The sequence below is a fragment of the Variovorax sp. GW823-FHT04F07 genome (assembly GCF_058795995.1).
The window spans coordinates 335,393-352,645 of record NZ_JBXAIG010000003.1 but is presented as its reverse complement, the minus strand read 5'-3'; the positions used below and the strand labels follow the sequence as shown (position 1 = coordinate 352,645).

At 69.6% G+C, this 17,253-nt stretch carries 14 protein-coding genes; 13 read left to right on the top strand and 1 reads right to left on the bottom strand.

Going from position 1 to position 17,253, the window contains the following annotated elements; genetic code table 11:
* Positions 1-10 precede the first annotated feature (10 nt).
* From AC1RAA_RS16945 to AC1RAA_RS16920, 6 genes are all read left to right on the top strand, one after another.
* Entirely contained in the window at positions 11-970 is a 960-nt protein-coding gene (locus AC1RAA_RS16945) for a D-ribose ABC transporter substrate-binding protein (protein ID WP_492731127.1), read from the top strand.
* 100 nt (positions 971-1,070) lie between these two features.
* A complete protein-coding gene (derI, locus tag AC1RAA_RS16940) occupies positions 1,071-1,538 on the top strand; it encodes a D-erythrulose-4-phosphate isomerase (RefSeq protein ID WP_492731129.1) in 468 nt (155 codons plus the stop codon).
* Positions 1,539-1,575: 37 nt separating this feature from the next.
* Positions 1,576-3,180 (top strand): FGGY family carbohydrate kinase, encoded by a 1,605-nt coding sequence (locus tag AC1RAA_RS16935; protein WP_492731131.1) that lies wholly within the window; start codon positions 1,576-1,578, stop codon positions 3,178-3,180.
* Positions 3,177-4,928 (top strand): glycerol-3-phosphate dehydrogenase/oxidase, encoded by a 1,752-nt coding sequence (locus AC1RAA_RS16930; RefSeq protein ID WP_492731133.1) that lies wholly within the window; start codon positions 3,177-3,179, stop codon positions 4,926-4,928. Before AC1RAA_RS16935 ends, AC1RAA_RS16930 begins: the two co-directional genes overlap by 4 nt.
* A gap of 70 nt (positions 4,929-4,998) precedes the next feature.
* A complete protein-coding gene (gene dhaL, locus AC1RAA_RS16925) occupies positions 4,999-6,765 on the top strand; it encodes a dihydroxyacetone kinase subunit DhaL (RefSeq protein ID WP_492731135.1) in 1,767 nt (588 codons plus the stop codon).
* Between the two features lie 33 nt (positions 6,766-6,798).
* On the top strand, positions 6,799-7,494 hold the full coding sequence (locus tag AC1RAA_RS16920) for an HAD family hydrolase (RefSeq protein WP_492731136.1): 696 nt from the start codon (positions 6,799-6,801) through the stop codon (positions 7,492-7,494).
* A 30-nt stretch (positions 7,495-7,524) separates the two neighbouring features.
* Here AC1RAA_RS16920 and AC1RAA_RS16915 read toward each other — a convergent pair whose 3' ends face one another.
* Entirely contained in the window at positions 7,525-8,439 is a 915-nt protein-coding gene (locus AC1RAA_RS16915; RefSeq protein ID WP_492731138.1) for an alpha/beta fold hydrolase, read from the bottom strand.
* Positions 8,440-8,737: 298 nt separating this feature from the next.
* Here AC1RAA_RS16915 and AC1RAA_RS16910 point away from each other — a divergent pair, with 298 nt between their 5' ends.
* The 7 genes from AC1RAA_RS16910 to AC1RAA_RS16880 all read left to right on the top strand — a co-directional run bounded on the left by AC1RAA_RS16910 (position 8,738) and on the right by AC1RAA_RS16880 (position 17,252).
* Positions 8,738-9,778 carry an AraC family transcriptional regulator gene (locus AC1RAA_RS16910; RefSeq protein WP_095746631.1) on the top strand — a complete coding sequence of 347 codons (1,041 nt, stop codon included), beginning with the start codon at positions 8,738-8,740 and terminating at the stop codon, positions 9,776-9,778.
* Positions 9,779-10,314: 536 nt separating this feature from the next.
* Entirely contained in the window at positions 10,315-11,094 is a 780-nt protein-coding gene (locus AC1RAA_RS16905) for an esterase/lipase family protein (protein WP_095948796.1), read from the top strand.
* 40 nt (positions 11,095-11,134) lie between these two features.
* On the top strand, positions 11,135-12,847 hold the full coding sequence (locus AC1RAA_RS16900; protein WP_492731140.1) for a long-chain-fatty-acid--CoA ligase: 1,713 nt from the start codon (positions 11,135-11,137) through the stop codon (positions 12,845-12,847).
* Between the two features lie 52 nt (positions 12,848-12,899).
* Positions 12,900-14,516 (top strand): wax ester/triacylglycerol synthase family O-acyltransferase, encoded by a 1,617-nt coding sequence (locus tag AC1RAA_RS16895; protein WP_492731142.1) that lies wholly within the window; start codon positions 12,900-12,902, stop codon positions 14,514-14,516.
* 47 nt (positions 14,517-14,563) lie between these two features.
* Positions 14,564-15,904 carry an MFS transporter gene (locus AC1RAA_RS16890; protein ID WP_492731144.1) on the top strand — a complete coding sequence of 447 codons (1,341 nt, stop codon included), beginning with the start codon at positions 14,564-14,566 and terminating at the stop codon, positions 15,902-15,904.
* 45 nt (positions 15,905-15,949) lie between these two features.
* Positions 15,950-16,399: a TIGR01841 family phasin gene (phaP, locus tag AC1RAA_RS16885; RefSeq protein WP_062482377.1), complete on the top strand. Its 450-nt coding sequence runs from the start codon at positions 15,950-15,952 to the stop codon at positions 16,397-16,399.
* Between the two features lie 160 nt (positions 16,400-16,559).
* Complete coding sequence (locus AC1RAA_RS16880; protein ID WP_492731146.1) at positions 16,560-17,252, top strand: peptidoglycan DD-metalloendopeptidase family protein; 693 nt, start codon at positions 16,560-16,562, stop codon at positions 17,250-17,252.
* Position 17,253 lies beyond the last annotated feature (1 nt).

Below are 17,253 nucleotides of genomic sequence, written 5' to 3'. Positions count from 1 at the left end.
AGACGAAGTCATGTTGAACACCACCCGCCGCACGCTGCTTGCTGCACTCTCGCTCACGCCCCTGATGGCCAGCCCGGCATGGGCCCAAGGCAAGGGCAAGGGGCTGATCACGATCATCGTGAACGATCCCGCCAACCCCTACTGGTTCACCGAAGGCGAAGTGGCCAAGGCCACGGCGCAGAAACTGGGCTACACCGCGGTCGTCGCCGCGCACACCGGCGACACCAACACCGAGAGCCGGCTGATCGACACGGCCATCACCAACAAGTCGGTCGCCATCATCCTCGACCCCGCGAACGCGAGCGGCTCGGTGGGCGCGGTGCAAAAGGCGGTGGCCGCGAAGATCCCCGTGATCCTCGTCAATGCCGAGATCAACAAGGAGGGCCTGGCGCAGGCGCAGCTCGTGTCGAACAACGCCCAGGGTGCCGCGCTCGGGGCCCAGCACTGGGCCGAGCTGATGGGCAGCAAGGGCAAGTACGTCGAGCTCGTCGGCGCCCCTTCCGACAACAACGCCGCGACCCGGTCGAACGGCTTCAAGACCGTGCTGAGCCAGTACCCGGACCTGGCCAAGGCCGGGTCGGAAGTCGCCAACTGGAACCGGACGCAAGGGCACAACAAGATGCAGTCGCTGATGCAGGCACACCCCGACATCAAGGGCGTCATCAGCGGCAACGACGAGATGGCCCTCGGCGCGATCGCCGCGCTCAAGAAGGCGGGCAAGTTCAACGGGGTCGTCGTCGGCGGGTTCGACGGTTCGCCGGACTCGGTGGCCTCGGTCAAGGCCGGCGAGCTGGCCTACACGGTGCTCCAGCCCGTCGCGGTGTTCGCCGCCGCTGCCGTGCAGCAAGCCGACTCGTTCATCCGAACCGGCAAGACCGGCGCCAAGACCGAGAAGCAGCTGTTCGACTGCCTGCTGATCACCAAGGGCAATGCCGCCAAGTACTCCTCGCCGTTCGTCCTGGACAAGTAAGCCCACGCAACGTCACGCCACCCCGGCACCGCAAGGTTCCGGCGGCGCTCGCCACGCGACGCCGCCGGTTGCACAGCCGGTTCGAAGAAATGGAAAGCACATGAAGATCGCCATTGCCGCGGACACCGCGGGCGCGCCCCTTGCCGAGGTTCTTGCCAGGCACTTCACTGGCCGTGAGGGCCTCGAGGTGACCCACATCGGCCTGCCCGAGGAGGACGCCGACTTCTTCTATGCCGACCTCTCCGACCGGGTCTGCCAGGGCATCCTCAGCGGCCTCTACGACCGCGCAATCCTCGTGTGTGGAACCGGCATCGGTGTCTGCCTCTCGGCCAACAAGGTGCCCGGCATCCGCGCGGCGCAGACGCACGACACCTACTCGGCAGAGCGCGCCGCGCTCTCCAACAACGCGCAGGTCATCACCATGGGGGCGCGGGTGATCGGGGCCGAACTGGCCAAGGCGGTGGCGCAGGCCTACCTGTCCTCGCACTTCGACCCCCACGGCACGTCGGCGCGCAACGTCCGCGCCATCGATGCGCTGGACGAGAAGTACCACGCGAAACACCGATGAACGCAACCCGTTCCCTCGGCGGCCGGCACTGACGCGCATGGCACGCGACCTCATCATCGGCGTGGACGCCGGCACCTCGGTCATCAAGGCCGTGGCCTTCGACCTGCAGGGCCGGCAGGTGGCGGTGGCCAGCACGCCGAACCGCGTGCTGCTCGGCCCCGACGGCGCGGCCGAGCAGGACCTCGACGGAACCTGGACCGACACCGCAGCCACGCTGCGTGCGCTGGCCGCGCGCGTCCCTGGCCTGGCGGCGCGCGTGGTGGCCCTGGCGGCCACCGGCCAGGGCGACGGGACCTGGCTCGTCGATGCCGACGGCCGCCCGGTCGGGCCCGCGATGCTGTGGCTCGACGCGCGCGCCGGCCGGCACGTGCAGGCGCTGCGCGAGACGCCGGCCTCGCGGCTCGTCGCCGCGCGCACCGGCAATGCGCTCAACCCGTCGATGCAAAGCGGCCAGCTGCTGTGGCTGCAGGCGCACCAGCCCGAGCGCCTGGCACGGGCCGCATCGGCCATGCATTGCAAGGACTGGCTCTTCTTCCAGGCCACGGGCGTGCGTGCGACCAGCCCTTGCGAAGGCGTCTACACCTTCGGCAACTTCAGGAGCCTGGCCTACGACGACGAGACCCTGGCACTGCTCGGCCTGGGTGCCGTCAAGCACCTCCTGCCGCCGATCGTCGACGGCACCCGCAGCCATGCGCCGCTGACCCGCACTGCCGCCACCGAGACGGGGCTACCCGAAGGCCTGCCGGTGGTGCTGCCGCTCATGGACGTGCCGCTGTGCGTGCTCGGCGCCGGCGGCATGGCGTTCGATGCGCAGGGCGGGCTGCGGCACGTCGGCTGCTCGGTGCTCGGCAGCACCGGCATGCACGGCTGGGTCACCGACAACACGGCGGCCATCGAACCGAGCGCCGAAGCCGGCTACACCATCGCGATGCCTGCGCCGGGCCTGCGGGTCCGCCTGGTCTCGCACATGGCGGCGACGCTGAACATCGACTGGCTGCTCCGGCTGCTCGGCAGCGCGGCCGAACTGGCTGGCGGCGCGGCGTTGCCGCACGCGCAGATGCTGGAGCGGCTCGATGCGCTGGTGCTGTCCACCGCACCCGCACAGGCGGTTTATCACCCCTACATCGCGCAGAGCGGCGAGCGCGGCCCCTTTGTCGATGCGAGCGCCCGTGCGCAGCTCAGCGGCTTCAGTGCCACGCTGGGCGTGGCGGGCCTGTCGCGCGCGGTCTTCGAAGGCATCGCGATGGCCACGCGCGACTGCTACACCGCGCTCGGCACGCTGCCCGAAGAGATCCGCCTGTCCGGCGGCGCCGCACGCAGCCTGGCGCTGCGGCAGATGATCGCGTCGGTCACCGGGCGCCCGGTGCGCGTGTCGAACCGCGAGGAGTGCGGCGCCGCAGGCGCGGCCATCACCGCCGCGCTGTCGATCGACAGCCACGTCAGCCTTCACCAGATGCTGCCCCAGTGGGTCGATGCCTACCTCGAGGAGGCGGTCACCTTGCCGGACCCGGGCCAGACCGCGCTCTACGACCAGATCTACGGGCAGTACCGCGAGGGTGCACAGCGGGCGAGGGCGCCCTGGCAGGCCTTGGCCGACATCCGGCGTGCCCACCTCGATGCCGCCGCGCAGGAGATTCGATGAACGACTTCGTCTCGCCCGCCGTGCTGGCGCGGGCCTTCGAGCCGGCCGACGCGACCTGGCTCCATCCCGCGCAGCGGCGGCGCGACCTGGCCGAAGCCTCGCGCAGCGTGGCCGACGTGCTCGTGATCGGCGCGGGCGTGACCGGCGCGGGCGCCGCGCTCGACGCCGTCGCACGCGGACTCTCGGTGGTGCTGGTCGAGGCCGGCGACATCGCCACCGGCACCTCGTCGCGTTCGGGAAAAACCTTTCACGGCGGCCTGCGCTACCTCGAGCAGCTCAACTTCAAGCTGGTGGCGCATGCGATCGAAGAGCGCGACCTGATGGTCAAGGTCCTGTGCCCGCACATCGCCCGCCCGGAGTCCTTTCTCTATCCGCTCACCCGCGCCTGGTGGGAGCGGCCCTATGTCGCGGCCGGCGTGCTGCTCTACGACCTCTTCGGCCTGAAGGGCGGTGCCGTTCCGCGCCAGCGTCACTTCGGCCGGGCGGCGCTCAAGCGGCACATTCCCTCGATCGATGCACGGCGCGTGGTCGGCGGCGTTCAGTTCCACGACGCGCTGATGGACGATGCGCGCCACACCCTTGCGGTGGTGCGCACGGCGGCCGGTCGCGGCGCCCGGGTCATCACGCGGGCGCCCATGGTCGAGTTCATCAAGGACGGCGAGCGCGTCGCGGGTGTCGTGGTGCAAGACACCCTCACCGGTGAGCGCCACCGCCTGGCCGCCCGCGCGGTGATCAGCGCCACCGGCATCTGGGCCGACGACATCCAGCAGCGCGCGGGCGCCAACAGTTTCCGGGTGCAACCCGCGAAAGGCGTGCACATCCTGCTGCGGCCGGAAGCGCTGCAGTCCGACACCGGTATCCTCGCCCGCGCCACCGACTCCGTCATCATCGCGCGCCGCTGGTACGGCTACTGGCTCGTCGGCACCACCGACACGCCGTGGCACGGCGACAAGTCGCAGCCGGTCGCCGAAGCGGCCGATGTCGACTACCTGCTCGACAACCTCAACGCCTACCTCGAACGCAAGGTCGGCCGCGCCGACGTGCTCGGCACCTTCGCCGGCCTGCGTCCGCTGCTGAAGTCGGTCGGCGCCACCGATTCGACATCGGCACTGCTGCGCGACCACGCGGTAATCGACGGGCCGCCCGGCCTCACCACCGTCGTCGGCGGCAAGTACACGACCTACCGCCGCATGGCGGCCGACGCGGTCGATGCCGCGGTGAAGCCCCTGGGGGTGAACACGCCATCGCCCACGGCCTCGCTGCCGCTGGTCGGGGCCGGCGACTGGGCCGCGGTGCGCGACAGCGCCGGCGACCTGGCGCGGCATTTCGGCATGGGCATCGGCGATGCGGGTCGCCTGCTGCAGCGGCACGGCGACCGGGTGCGCGACCTGCGGGCGCTCGCGCGGGCCAGGCCCGCACTGCGCGCGACACTGCCTGGTGCCTCGCACTACCTGGCCGCCGAACTCGTGCATGCCGTCGTCGCCGAGGGCGCGCACACGCTGACCGACGTGATGACGCGCCGCACCCACCTGTCGATCGAACTCGCCGATGGCGGGCTGGCCCTGGCCCCCTTCGTGGCCGGATGCATCGCGCCGTACCTGGGCTGGTCGAGCGACGACACCCGCCGGCAGCTTGCGGCCTACCGCGAACTCATCGCGGCGGAGCGTGCGGCGCTGGGCCCCGGCGCCGCCGTGCCGCCGGCCGCGTCGCCTGCCGCTGCCCCTGTCCTGCTCGCCGCGGCCCTGTAGAGCCATCCCTTCGCGCACACACACCCCGCGGGCCGCGTCCGGCCCCGCCCTTACCCAGGAGACCTGCCTTATGTCCATGAACCGTGTCGTCAACCACCCCGATCGCGTCGTCGAGGACATGCTCGGGGGCTGGTTGCTGGCCCACGGCGACAGCGTCGAGGCACTGCCGGCCAACCCGCGTGTCGTCAAGCGCGCCCGGGCGCCCGAGCGCGGCAAGGTCGGTGTCGTGACCGGCGGCGGGTCGGGGCACGAGCCGGCGTTCCTCGGCTACGTGGGAGACGGCATGGTCGATGCCGTCGCTGTCGGAGAGATCTTCTCCTCGCCCACAGCCAAGAGCTTCCTGGACGCGATCCGCACGGCCGACGGCGGCGCGGGCGTGGCCTGCCTCTACGGCAACTACGCCGGCGACAACATGAACGTCGGCATGGCCCGCCAGATGGCCGAGCGCGAGGGCATCGTGGTCAGGACCGTGGTCGCCAACGACGACGTGCCCTCGGCCGCGAAGGGCGACGAGGCACGGCGCCGCGGTGTCGCGGGAGAGATCTTCATGTGGAAGGTCGGTGCCGCCAAGGCCGCGCTCGGCGCCTCGCTCGACGAGGTGATCGCCGCGGCGCAGAAGGCCATTGCGAACACGCGCAGCATCGGCGTGGGCCTGTCTGCCTGCGTGATCCCCGCGGTCGGCAAGGCCAACTTCCACATCGAGCCCGGCACGATGGAGGTCGGCATCGGACACCACGGCGAACCCGGCATCGACGTGCGGGCGACGGCGAGCGCCGCCGAGATGGCGCAGCTCATGCTCGATGTCGTGCTGCCCGACCTGCCGTTCGGCGCCGGCGACCGGGTCGCGGTGCTGATATCCGGGCTCGGCGCCACGCCGGTGATGGAGCAGTACATCCTCTACGGAGAGATCGCGCAGCGTCTCCTGGCCCGGGGCATCACGGTGGCGTTCAACCAGGTCGGCAACCTCTTCACCTCGCTCGAGATGATGGGCGTGACGCTGACCCTCATGAAACTCGACGACGAACTCGAGACCTGCCTGAAGCACCCCTGCCGCAGCGTCGGGCTGAGCGTGCCCGGCGACGCCGCGCAGGGCCGCACCTACAGCGGGAGCGCCCGCATGAACCCTGCCGTGGCCACGGCGGCCGTGTCTTCGGGCGCCGGCGCGCACGCACGCACGGTGAGCGGGGCCACGCTGGCCCTCGCGGAGGCGGGCCCCGTGGTGCGCGACCTCATCGACGCCATCGTCGCGAACCGGCAGCACCTGAGCGAGATCGACGGCCTGATCGGCGACGGCGACCACGGCATCAACATGGCCAAGGGCTTCACCGGCTGCGGCACGCGCCTGGACGCACTCGGCCCGCGCGCCGCGTCGCTGCCCGGTGCGCTCGAGCAGCTGTCGCAGGCGCTGATGGACGACATCGGCGGTTCGATGGGGCCGCTCTATGGCCGCTTCTTTCTCGGCTTCGTCGACACCCTGGCGCCGCATGAACAACTCGATGCGGCGCTGTTCGGCGAGGCGCTGGCCGTGGCCGTCGCCAACGTGCAGGCAATGGGCAATGCCCAGGTCGGCGACAAGACACTGATCGACACGCTCGTGCCGGCGCGCGATGCCTACGCCGCCGCACTCGCCAATGGCGCAGGCTTCGCTGCCTGCCTGCAGGCCATGGGTGCTGCCGCGCAGCAGGGGCGCGACGCCACCAAGGACCTGCAGGCCCGCGTCGGCCGTTCGGCGCGGCTGGGTGTGCGCTCGATCGGCGTGCTCGACGCCGGCGCCACCTCGTGCTGCCTGATCCTGCAGACGCTGGCGGCTTCGCTGCAGCGCCGGCTGGCCCCCTGAATTCGACTGTCACACGCAAGGAGAGCCTTTTTCATGACCACCATCCAAGCCGTCGTCTTCGACATGGACGGCATCCTGATCGACTCGGAAGTGCTCTGGCGCCAGGCCCGCGAAGAGTTCGCCGCAGACCACGGCATGACCTGGAGCGCCGAGGACCAGGAAGCCACCATGGGCTGCAACACCCGCATGTGGTCGCGCCTCATGGTCGAGCGGCTTGACCTGCGCGCCAGGCTTGGCATGGACGAGGCCGCGATCGCCCGCGAGATCAAGGCGCGCCTGCTGGCGAAGTACGAGGTGCACCTGCCCGAGCGCGAAGGCGCCATCGCTGCGGTGCGCCTGGCGGCGACCCGCTACAAGGTCGCGCTGGCCTCCGGTTCGCCGAACGAACTGGCGGCGCATGTGATGAAGGTGACGGGCCTCGACAAGGTCTTCCTGGCCACCACGTATGGCGACGATGTCGCGCACGGCAAGCCCGCGCCCGACATCTACCTCGACGTGCTGCAGAAGATCGGCGTGAAGCCCGAGCACGCCGTCGGCGTCGAGGATTCCGGCAACGGCATCCGCTCGCTGCGTGCGGCCGGCATGGGCATCATCGCGGCGCCCGGGCCGGAGTTTCCGCTCGGGCCCGAGGTGCTTGCCCTGGCCGACGTGCGCATCGCCGAGCTGACGGCGTTCGACCTCGACCTCGTCGAGCGCGCCGGCGCGGCGCACCGGGCGCGCATGCGCTGACGGGCCGGGCCGCCCGAGGCCCGAACGAAATCAGCGGCCCTCGACCGCATGCCCCGCAATCGCATCGATCACCGGCGCCCACGTCACCTTCGGCAGCGCGTGCCCCATGCCCTCGATGGTCACCATCCGCGCGCCGGGCACGTGGCGCGCCACGTCCTTCCCGCATTCGATCGGCACCAGCGGATCGACATCGCCATGGATCACCAGCGTCGGCGCCTTCAGCGACGCCAGCCGTTCCCTGCGGCTGCCTGACGCGATGATGGCCGCGAGCTGGCGTGCGTAGCCGGCCGGGTGCAGGCCGCGTTCGAAACTGCGTTCCGCGCGCGCGGCATCGAGCGCCTCTTCGTCCGGATGCGAACCGGCGCGCAGCACCTTCATCACCTGCTGCTGGCGCGCGATGTAGCCGTCGCGGTCCAGCGGCGTGGGCGTGAGCAGCACCTGCAGCGCCTGGGGCTGGGGCGGCGGTAGGTCGGGGGCGCCGCTGGTGGCCATGATCGACACCAGCGTGCGCACGCGCGCCGGATGCCGCAGCGCGATCTCCTGGCCGATGGCGCCGCCCATCGAGGCGCCGACGATGTGGGCACGATCGATGCCCAGTGCATCGAGCAGGCCCACGGCGTCGTCCGCCATGTGGGCCAGCGTGTACGGCACCTGCGATGCGCTCACGGGCACGCCGGCCAGCGCCTGCCCGAGCAGCTTGGCCACGTCGGGAATACCCGCGGCGCTCAGGCGCGTGGACTGTCCGATGTCGCGGTTGTCGAAGCGGATGACGCGGTAGCCGCGACCGGCCAGGCGTTCGCAGAAGGCTTCGTCCCACGCAATCATCTGCGTGCCCAGGCCCATGATGAGCAGCAGCGGCGGCGCTGCCGGATCGCCGAAGCAGTCGTAGGCCAGCTCGATGCCGTTGGACGAAGCGAACGAAGGGGAAGAAGGGTCGCGTTGCATGGGGCGTGGCGGTGAAAAGGAAGGGGAGAGAAAGCAAGAGAAGCGAAAGGCAACCGTCGCGCGTTGCGCTTTGTGCCCTGCGGCCGGGACGGTGTTTCGTGGACGATCTTTCCGTGGGGCACCAGCGCGAGAAAGGTTCGTTCAGACCAACCGGGAGTGACTTCGGGACAATTTGGCGCTATCGGGAAACTCCGAGTCTGCGCGTGCAGAACGCTTCGATATCCTGCGACGACCTTGGAGTGCGAGGCCAGTGGCGGCCCGCCATCGAAGGCATGTGTTCTGAAGGGATTGAATCGTCGTGCATCGTTCGCCACCCGACTTCGCGTCACGCGTCTACGGACCCCAGCGCGTCGCAGCCATCGTCGCCACCCTGGTCGAAGAAGGCATCGCACCGGAACAAACCCTGAGCGGAAGTGGCCTGACGGAAGACCAGCTGCGCGCACCGGCGACGCGGATTTCCTACGAGCAGGCGGCCGTGGTCTTCCGCAACGCGGTGCGTCTGGCGCCCGGTCCCAGCATCGCCTTTCGCGCGGGCATCCGCATGCACCTCACGGCCTACGGCATGTACGGCTACGGGCTGCTGAGCAGCCCCACGCATGCCGACCTGATGGACTTCACCATCAAGTACAACCGCGTCATGGGCCCCGTGGCCGGGCCGGTGTCGTACACCTGCAGCGGCGGCACCGCGGTGCTGCCCTACGAGGTGCTGCTGTCGTCCGACCCGCAAGACCCGCTGTACCGCTTCGCGCTCGAGTTCGCCTTCGCGGTGCACTTGCGGCTGGGCCGCGATCTCTTCGGTCCGTCGTTCGGTCTCTCCGCACTGCACGTGCGCTTCGCCGAGCCCGAGGATTTGAGCGCCTACCGCACGCTGTTCGGCTGCCCCGTGGCGTTCGGCCAGCCGCGCGACGAACTGCATGTGGGCTCGCCGTGGGTGGGCCATCCCTCGCGGCTGCCCGACTCGGTCACGCATGCGATGGTGAGCGAGATGTGCCAGCAGGTGCTGGCCGATCTGCCGCGCTCGGGCGGTGTCTCGTCGGTGGTGCGGCGCACGCTGATCGACCACATGCCGTGGCGCTTTCCGACCATCGAGCCGATGGCTTCGGAGCTGTCGATCCATCCGCGCACCTTGCGCCGACGCCTCGAGACCGAAGGCACGACCTACCGCGGCATCCTGGCCGACGTGCGCCGCGTGCTGGCCATCGAGTACCTGCGCACCACGCGCATGACCACCGAGGAAATCGCCGAGCGGCTGGGCTACAGCGACGCCTCGAACTTCCGCCACGCCTTCGTGCGCTGGACCGGCCGCAGCCCGCAGGACTACCGCGCGGCGAAGGCCTGAGCCGCGCTTTGGCGATGCCGCATCGGGCATCGTGAACCACCGCTGATTCGCATGCGCGCGCCTGCGTGCGGCGTTCGCGTGGCCGTCGATCCACACATCTGTTCGCAGTTGTGAGTCGCGCCTGCGCGGCGTTCGAACACACGTCCCGAAATCACCGCGAAGTGGTCGCATCGCACCTTTCCTTGTCGACGTCGCCGCGAAAAGATGGCGCCCAGAGCAACGACAACAAAGTGCCCGATCCGAGCCTCGCTGAAGGCGCGGACGAGGCCGACAGGAGACAACAACATGGATGCACCTCGCGCGTGCCGGCATGCCCGGCACGGACTGGACGTACGCGGCGGGTTCACACCATGCATGCGTGCCGCCGCACAGGCCGGGCGCCGCCGTTGCGCGGCGCCTTCACCCCTTTTCCCCGATCTCGATCCTCTCTCGAACGACCGCCCGACCGGGTAGCCGTGTGCATCGCGTCTGCACGTCGGGCTTTTTCTTCGCCTTCTCTTTTCTCTTTTTCCTTTCCCTCCACTCCCGAGATGACCATGACCGAATCTTCTTCGATGGCCCCGCCGTCCCGCCGCCTGCTGATGCTCGAGTGGCGCGCCGTGGCGGAGCTGTCCGCGTTCTTCACCATGGCCCCGATGCTGCGCATGGCGCCCGCGGGCGACGGGCACCCGGTGCTCGTGCTGCCCGGCCTCTCGGCGAGCGATGCTTCGACGCAACCGCTGCGCGCCTTCCTGCGCGACCGCGGCTACCGCGCGCACGGATGGAAGCTCGGCCCCAACTTCGGTCCGCGCCCCGGCGTGGAAGACCAGATGCAGGAGCGCCTGGCCGAGCTGCACGAACGCTACCAGCGCAAGGTGAGCATCGTCGGCTGGAGCCTGGGCGGCGTGTTCGCACGCGAGCTGGCGCGGCGCGCGCCTTCGCAGGTGCGCAGCGTCATCACGCTGGGCAGCCCGTTCGCCGGCGAGCCGCGCGCGAGCAACGCGTGGCGGCTGTACGAGATGGTGAGCGAGCGCAAGGTCGAGGACTGGCCCGAGCGCGAACGCATGCGCACGCCGCCGCCCGTGCCGGCCAGCGCCATCTACAGCCGCAGCGACGGCATCGTGGCCTGGCAGGGCTGCCGCGAACGCGAGACCGCGACCTCGGAAAACATCGAGGTCGAGGGCAGCCACTGCGGCCTCGGCCACAACCCCGTGGTGCTCTACGCCATCGCCGACCGGCTCGCGCAGCCCGAGGGCCAGTGGAAGCCGTTCCGCCGCGAAGGCCTGCGCCGCCTGCTGTACCTCGATCCGCACCGCGACGTGCGCAAGGCCGCCTGATGCGCCGCATCACCCACCCGTTCACTTCCTGGAGACGCACATGAACAGCAAGCCCTGGCTGGCTTCCTACCCCGAAGGCGTGGCGTGGGACCACGCGATCACGCCCACCTCGGTCCAGCAGATCCTGGCCGACGCCGTGGCCGGTTTTTCCGACCGGCCGGCCATCGACTTCATGGGCAAGCGGCTGAACTACCGCGAGCTCGGCGCACTGGTCGACCGCGCCGCCAAGGGGCTGCAGGCTCTGGGCGTGCGACCCGGCGTGCACGTGGGCCTGTTCCTGCCCAACACGCCGCACTACCTGGTCGCACTGTTCGGCGTGCTGCAGGCGGGCGGCACGGTGGTCAACTACTCGCCGCTCGATGCGGCGAAGGTGCTCGAGCACAAGATCGAGGACAGCCAGACCGATGTCCTCATCACGCTCGACCTGGCCGCGCTGTACCCGCAGATGGCCGCCATGCTCGGCAAGACGCGGCTCAAGAAGCTCATCGTCGGCAACCTCGCCGAGATGACGGGCGCGCCCGAGCAGGTGGCCGCGCAGATGAAGGCGAAGAACGAAACGGTCGGCATCTCGGGCGACGAGCACCACCTGCGTTTTTCCGAGCTGCTCGACAACGACGGCCGCTACACGCCGCATCCCCTCGGCGATCCGCGCGAGGCGCTGGCCATCCTGCAGTACACGGGCGGCACCACCGGCCTGCCCAAGGGCGCGATGCTCACGCACGCCAACCTGTCGTCGGCCTGCGAACAGGTGGTGATCACGCAGTCGGGCACGCCGCCCGTGCTGCAGATGGGCACCGAGCGGCTGCTCGCGGTGCTGCCGCCGTTTCACATCTACGCGCTCACGGTCAACCTGCTGCTGGGCGTGCGCCTGGCGGCCGAGATCGTGCAGCACCTGCGCTTCGATCCCAAGGCCGCGCTGCGCGACATCGCCGAGAAGAAGCTCACCACCTTCTGCGGCGTGCCCACCATGTTCACCGCGGTGATCGGCGACCCCGACACGCCGCAGTACGACCTGCACTCGCTCAAGCTGTGCAACTCGGGCGGTGCGCCGCTGCCGATGGAGGTGGGCGAGCGCTTCCGCGCCATCACCGGCACCTGGCTGGCCGAAGGCTGGGGCATGACCGAAACCTCGCCCACCGGCACCTTCTCGCCCGCGCACGGCCAGCGCAAGGCGGGCTCGTGCGGCATTCCGCACCCGGGCGTGGTCATCAAGATGCTCGACCTCGAAGACCCCACGCGCTACGTGCCGCTGGGCGAGAAGGGCGAGATGTGCATCCAGGGCCCCAACGTGATGAAGGGCTACTGGAACAAGCCTGAGGCCACGGCCGACAGCACCACCTTCGACGGCTTCTTTCGCACCGGCGACGTGGGCTACATGGACGAGGACGGCTTCGTCTTCATCGTCGACCGCTGCAAGGACATGCTGCTGTGCAGCGGCTACAACGTCTATCCGCGCGTGCTCGAAGAGGCCATCTACCAGCACCCGGCCGTGCATGAGGTGGCGGTGATCGGCGTGCCCGACGAATACCGCGGCCAGTCGCCCAAGGCCTTCGTCACGCTCAAACCCGGCGCCGAGGCCTTCGACATCAAGGCCCTGCAAACCTTTCTCAAGGAGCGCGTGGGCAAGCACGAGATGGTGCAGGCCCTGGAGATCCGCGCCGCGCTGCCCAAGACGGCGGTGGGCAAGCTCTCCAAGAAAGACCTCGTGGACGAAGAGCTGCGCAAGCAGGCCGTCGCCGCGGCCACCGCTTGAGCGCACCCCTTCCCGAATTCCCACCGATCCCACCGACGAAAGAGGCCACGCCATGGACCACCTGAGCAGCATGGACGCGTCGTTCCTGCACCTTGAAACTCCCGAGACGCCGATGCACGTCGGCAGCCTCATGCTCCTGGACCTGCCCGAGGGCTACCGGGGCGACTACTACGAAGACGTGAAGGGCATGCTGGGCAAGCGGCTGCACCTGGCGTCGGTGCTCACGCGCAAGCTCGCGCAGATGCCCTTCGAGCTGGCCGAGCCGGTGTGGATCGACGACGACGACATCGACCTGGACTACCACGTGCGCAGCCTCACGCTGCGCCGCCCCGGCACCATGGAGCAGCTGCACCACCTCGTGGCGCGCCTGCATTCGAGCCTGCTCGACCGCAGCCGCCCGTTGTGGGAGATGTACGTCATCGAAGGCCTGGAGAACGGCCAGGTGGCCTTCTACACCAAGGCCCACCACAGCGGCGTCGACGGCAAGGCCGGCACCGAGCTGGCCAAGGTGCTCTACGACACCACGGCGCAGATGCGCGAGGTGCCGCCCGCGCGCCGCAAGCGCGGCAGCGGCAGCCACTACCAGCTGGGCGTGGCCGAGCTGCTGCAGGCGGCGGTGTCCAACTCGGCGCGCCAGTACCGCAAGCTCGCCGAGCTGCTGCCGGCGGCCGCGCGCGCGCTCACGGCGGCCGGCAGCGTGCTGGCGAGCCAGCAGACCGGCAAGGGCGAGCGCCGCCTGAGCCTGGGCATGGCGCCCAAGAGCATGTTCAACGACGCCATCACCAACCAGCGCTCGTACAGCACGATGTCGCTGCCCTTCGATGAACTCAAGGCGCTGGGCAAGCGCGTGGGCGGCACCGTCAACACCATCGTGATGGCGATGTGCAGCGAGGCGCTGGCCCGCTTCCTGAAGGAGCGCAACCTGCTGCCGAAAGAAGCGCTGATCGCCGGCGTGCCCGTGAGCCTGCGCGCGGAGGGCGACGACTCGATGAACAACCAGGTGTCGATGGTGCGCGTCGACCTGGCGACCGACATCGGCGATGCGGCCGAGCGCTTCAAGGCGATCCATGCCTCGTCAGAGGCGGCCAAGGCCGTGGTGCGCGAGCTCAAGCCCGTGCTCGGTGTCGACATGCCGATCACCGGCTCGCCCTGGCTCATGACCAGCCTGGCGTCGCTGTACGGCCGCTCCAACCTGGCGCGCCGCGTGCCGCCCGCGGCCAACGTGCTGATCTCGAACGTGCCGGGGCCGGGCGCCACGCTCTACGTGGCGGGCGCGCGGATGATGCACTTCTATCCGGTCTCCATTCCGTACCACGGCAGCGCGCTGAACATCACGGTGCAGAGCTACGCGGGCTCGCTCGACTTCGGCCTCACGGCCTGCCGCCGCATCCTGTCGCAGGAAGAGTCGTACGAGCTGATCGGCCACCTGCGCGCGGCGCTGCGGCAGATCGAGCGGCTGCCCAGCGTCGAGAGCGCGGCCAAGCCGGCGGTCGCGAAAGAGGCGCCGGCCGAGGCCGTGCCCGCCAAGGCCTCGCGCCGCGCGAAGGCACCGGCCGCTGCCAAGCCGCGTGCGGCTGCCACTGCGGCCGCACCCGCCAGCAAGAAGCCCCGCGCGCCGCGCAAGCCGGCCGCGCCTGCCAAGGGCAAGCGCGCCGCCGCCGCTGCCTAGCCTTCCCGCGATCCCTTCACCGACCGACCCCAAAGGAAAGCAAGACCATGACCCCCACTTCTGCGCAGGCCCCCGCCCGCGCGCCGTACAACGCGGCGGACGAGGCTTTGTTTTCGAAGGTCAGCTGGCACCTGCTGCCGCTGTTGATCCTCTGCTACATCGTCGCCTTCATCGACCGCATCAACATCGGCTTCGCGCAGCTGCAGATGAAGCAGACGCTGGCCTTCAGCAACGAGGCCTATGCGCTGGGCGCGGGCATCTTCTTCATCGGCTACTTTCTCTTCGAGGTGCCCAGCAACCTCATGCTCGAGAAGATCGGCGCGCGCAAGACGCTGCTGCGCATCATGTTCTGCTGGGGGCTCGTGGCCTCGGCCATGATGTTCGTGGAGACCACCACGCAGTTCTACGTGCTGCGCTTCCTGCTGGGCGCCTTCGAGGCGGGCTTCTTCCCGGGGATCATCCTGTACCTCACCTACTGGTACCCCTCGGCGCGGCGTTGCAAGGTGATCTCGATCTTCATGACGGCCACGGCCATAGGCTACCTGCTGGCCGGCCCGCTGTCGGGCTGGATCATGAAGTACATGAACGGCCTGGGCGGCCACCACGGCTGGCAGTGGCTGTTCGTGGTGCAGGGGCTGCCGGCCTCGGTGCTGGGCATCGTCGCGTTCTTCTACCTGAAGGACAAGCCCGAGCAGGCCGGCTGGCTCACGCCGTCCGAGAAGGTCGCGCTGCGCCACCATCTGGACAACGAGCCGCATGCGGTGGAGACCGCCTCGCATGGTTCGTTCTGGGCGCTGCTGCGCGACCCGAAGGTGTTCACGATGGCCTTCGTGTACTTCCTGTTCCTGGGCGCCAACTACACGCTGGTGTTCCTGGTGCCCACGCTCATCAAGAACTGGGGCGTGGGCGACGTGTTCATGGTCGGCCTGCTGTCGGCCATTCCGGCGGTCTTCGGCGCCATCGGCATGGTGTTCGTCGGGCGCAGCTCCGACAAGCACCTGGAGCGGCGCAAGCACTTCTTCTTCTGCGTGGCGCTGGCCTCGGCGGGCCTGCTGGTGGCCGTGTTCAGCGGCGGCAACCTGGTGCTGGCGCTGGCGGGCCTCGCGGTCATGAGCATCGGCCAGTCGGCCAACACGCCGATCTTCTTCGCGGCCATCAGCGAGTACCTGCCGCGCAAGTCGGCGGCCGGCGGCATTGCGCTGATCAGCAGCCTGGGCAACCTCGGGCCCGCCGTGATGCCGGTGATCACCGCGTGGATCACCACCGCCACCGGCAGCTCGGACAACAGCATGTTCCTGGCGATCGGGTTGTGGCTGCTGTCCGGCGTGGTGCTGCTGCGCGTGATGCGGCCCGCCGCGGCCGGGCGCACGCAGTTCGCGCCGGCCTGATTTTTTTGTTACCCGCTATTTCATTCACACAAGGAGATTCGATCCATGGCAACCAGCAAGACCGCAGCCAACGCCAACCCGCTCTTTCCCACGGCGCTGCCGTCGATGGAAGATTTCAGCAAGCTGATCGAGCAGCTCAAGCTGCCCGGCGTGGACGTCGGCGCGCTCGTGGAATGGCAGCGCAAGGACATGGAGGCCCTGGCCGAGGCCAACCGGCAGGCCTATGAAGGCATCCAGTCGCTGGCGCAGCGGCGCGGCGAGATCCTGCGCGACACGTTGGCCCAGTGGCAGGATGCACTGAAGGACGCCACCGGCAAGGACGCCATCTCCAAACAGGCCGAGGTCGCGCAGCGCGGCGTGCAGCAGGCCGTCGACAACTTCCGCGAACTGGCGCAGCTGGAAGCGCAGGCGCGCAACAACAGCTGGAAGGTGGTGCAGGACCGCCTGAACGAGAACATGGCCAACCTGCAGCAGCTGCTGCAGCCGAAGAAATAGGGGCGCTCCCGCGGACGCAATGTCCGCGCAACGACTGCTGGTAGCCTTGCCGGATTGTTCAGGCGCGCCTCGCCCCGCGAGGTCGCGCGATCCGGATGAATCAGAAAGGACTCAGCGCGTGGTTGTGACAGGGAGAAGATGGGGCGCGTGCGCCGCGTTGATGGCGGCATTGCTGGTGGGCGCCTGCTCCACCACGCCCAGCACGCCGGTGGCGGGCCCCGGCGAATACGTCGTGCAGACGGGCGACACGCTCTACCGCATCGCGCAGCGGCACGGCCGGACGACGGCCGAGATTGCCCGCTGGAACCAGATCAAGGACCCCGACCAGCTCGAAGCCGGGCAGGTGCTGCGCGTGGTGCCGCACGGCGGCGCCGCGACCGGGGCGGCCACGCCCCCGCCGCGCAGCAGCAGCGGCGGCGGCAGTGCAGAAAAAGTCAAGCCCGCGCCCGCACCCCGCGAGCGCGACCCGGTGGTGCCGCCCGCCTCGCGGCGCAGCGACTGGGGCTGGCCGACGCAGGGCGCGGTCATCGCCGGCTTCAACGGCAACAGCAACAAGGGCCTGGACATCGGCGGCAGCAGCGGCGAGCCCGTGCACGCGATCGGCGCCGGCTCGGTGGCCGCGACGGAAACGATGCGCGGCTACGGCAGCGTGATCATGGTCGACCACGGCGGCTCCTACATGTCGATCTACACCAACGTGGGCACCGTGGGCGTGAAGCAGGGCCAGCGCGTGCAGCGCGGCCAGAAGATCGCCGAGATCGGCCCGGCGGAAGGCGGCCGTGCCAAGCTGCACTTCGAGATCCGCTACCGCGGCAAGGCCGTCGACCCGCGCCTGTACCTGCCGGCGAAGTAAG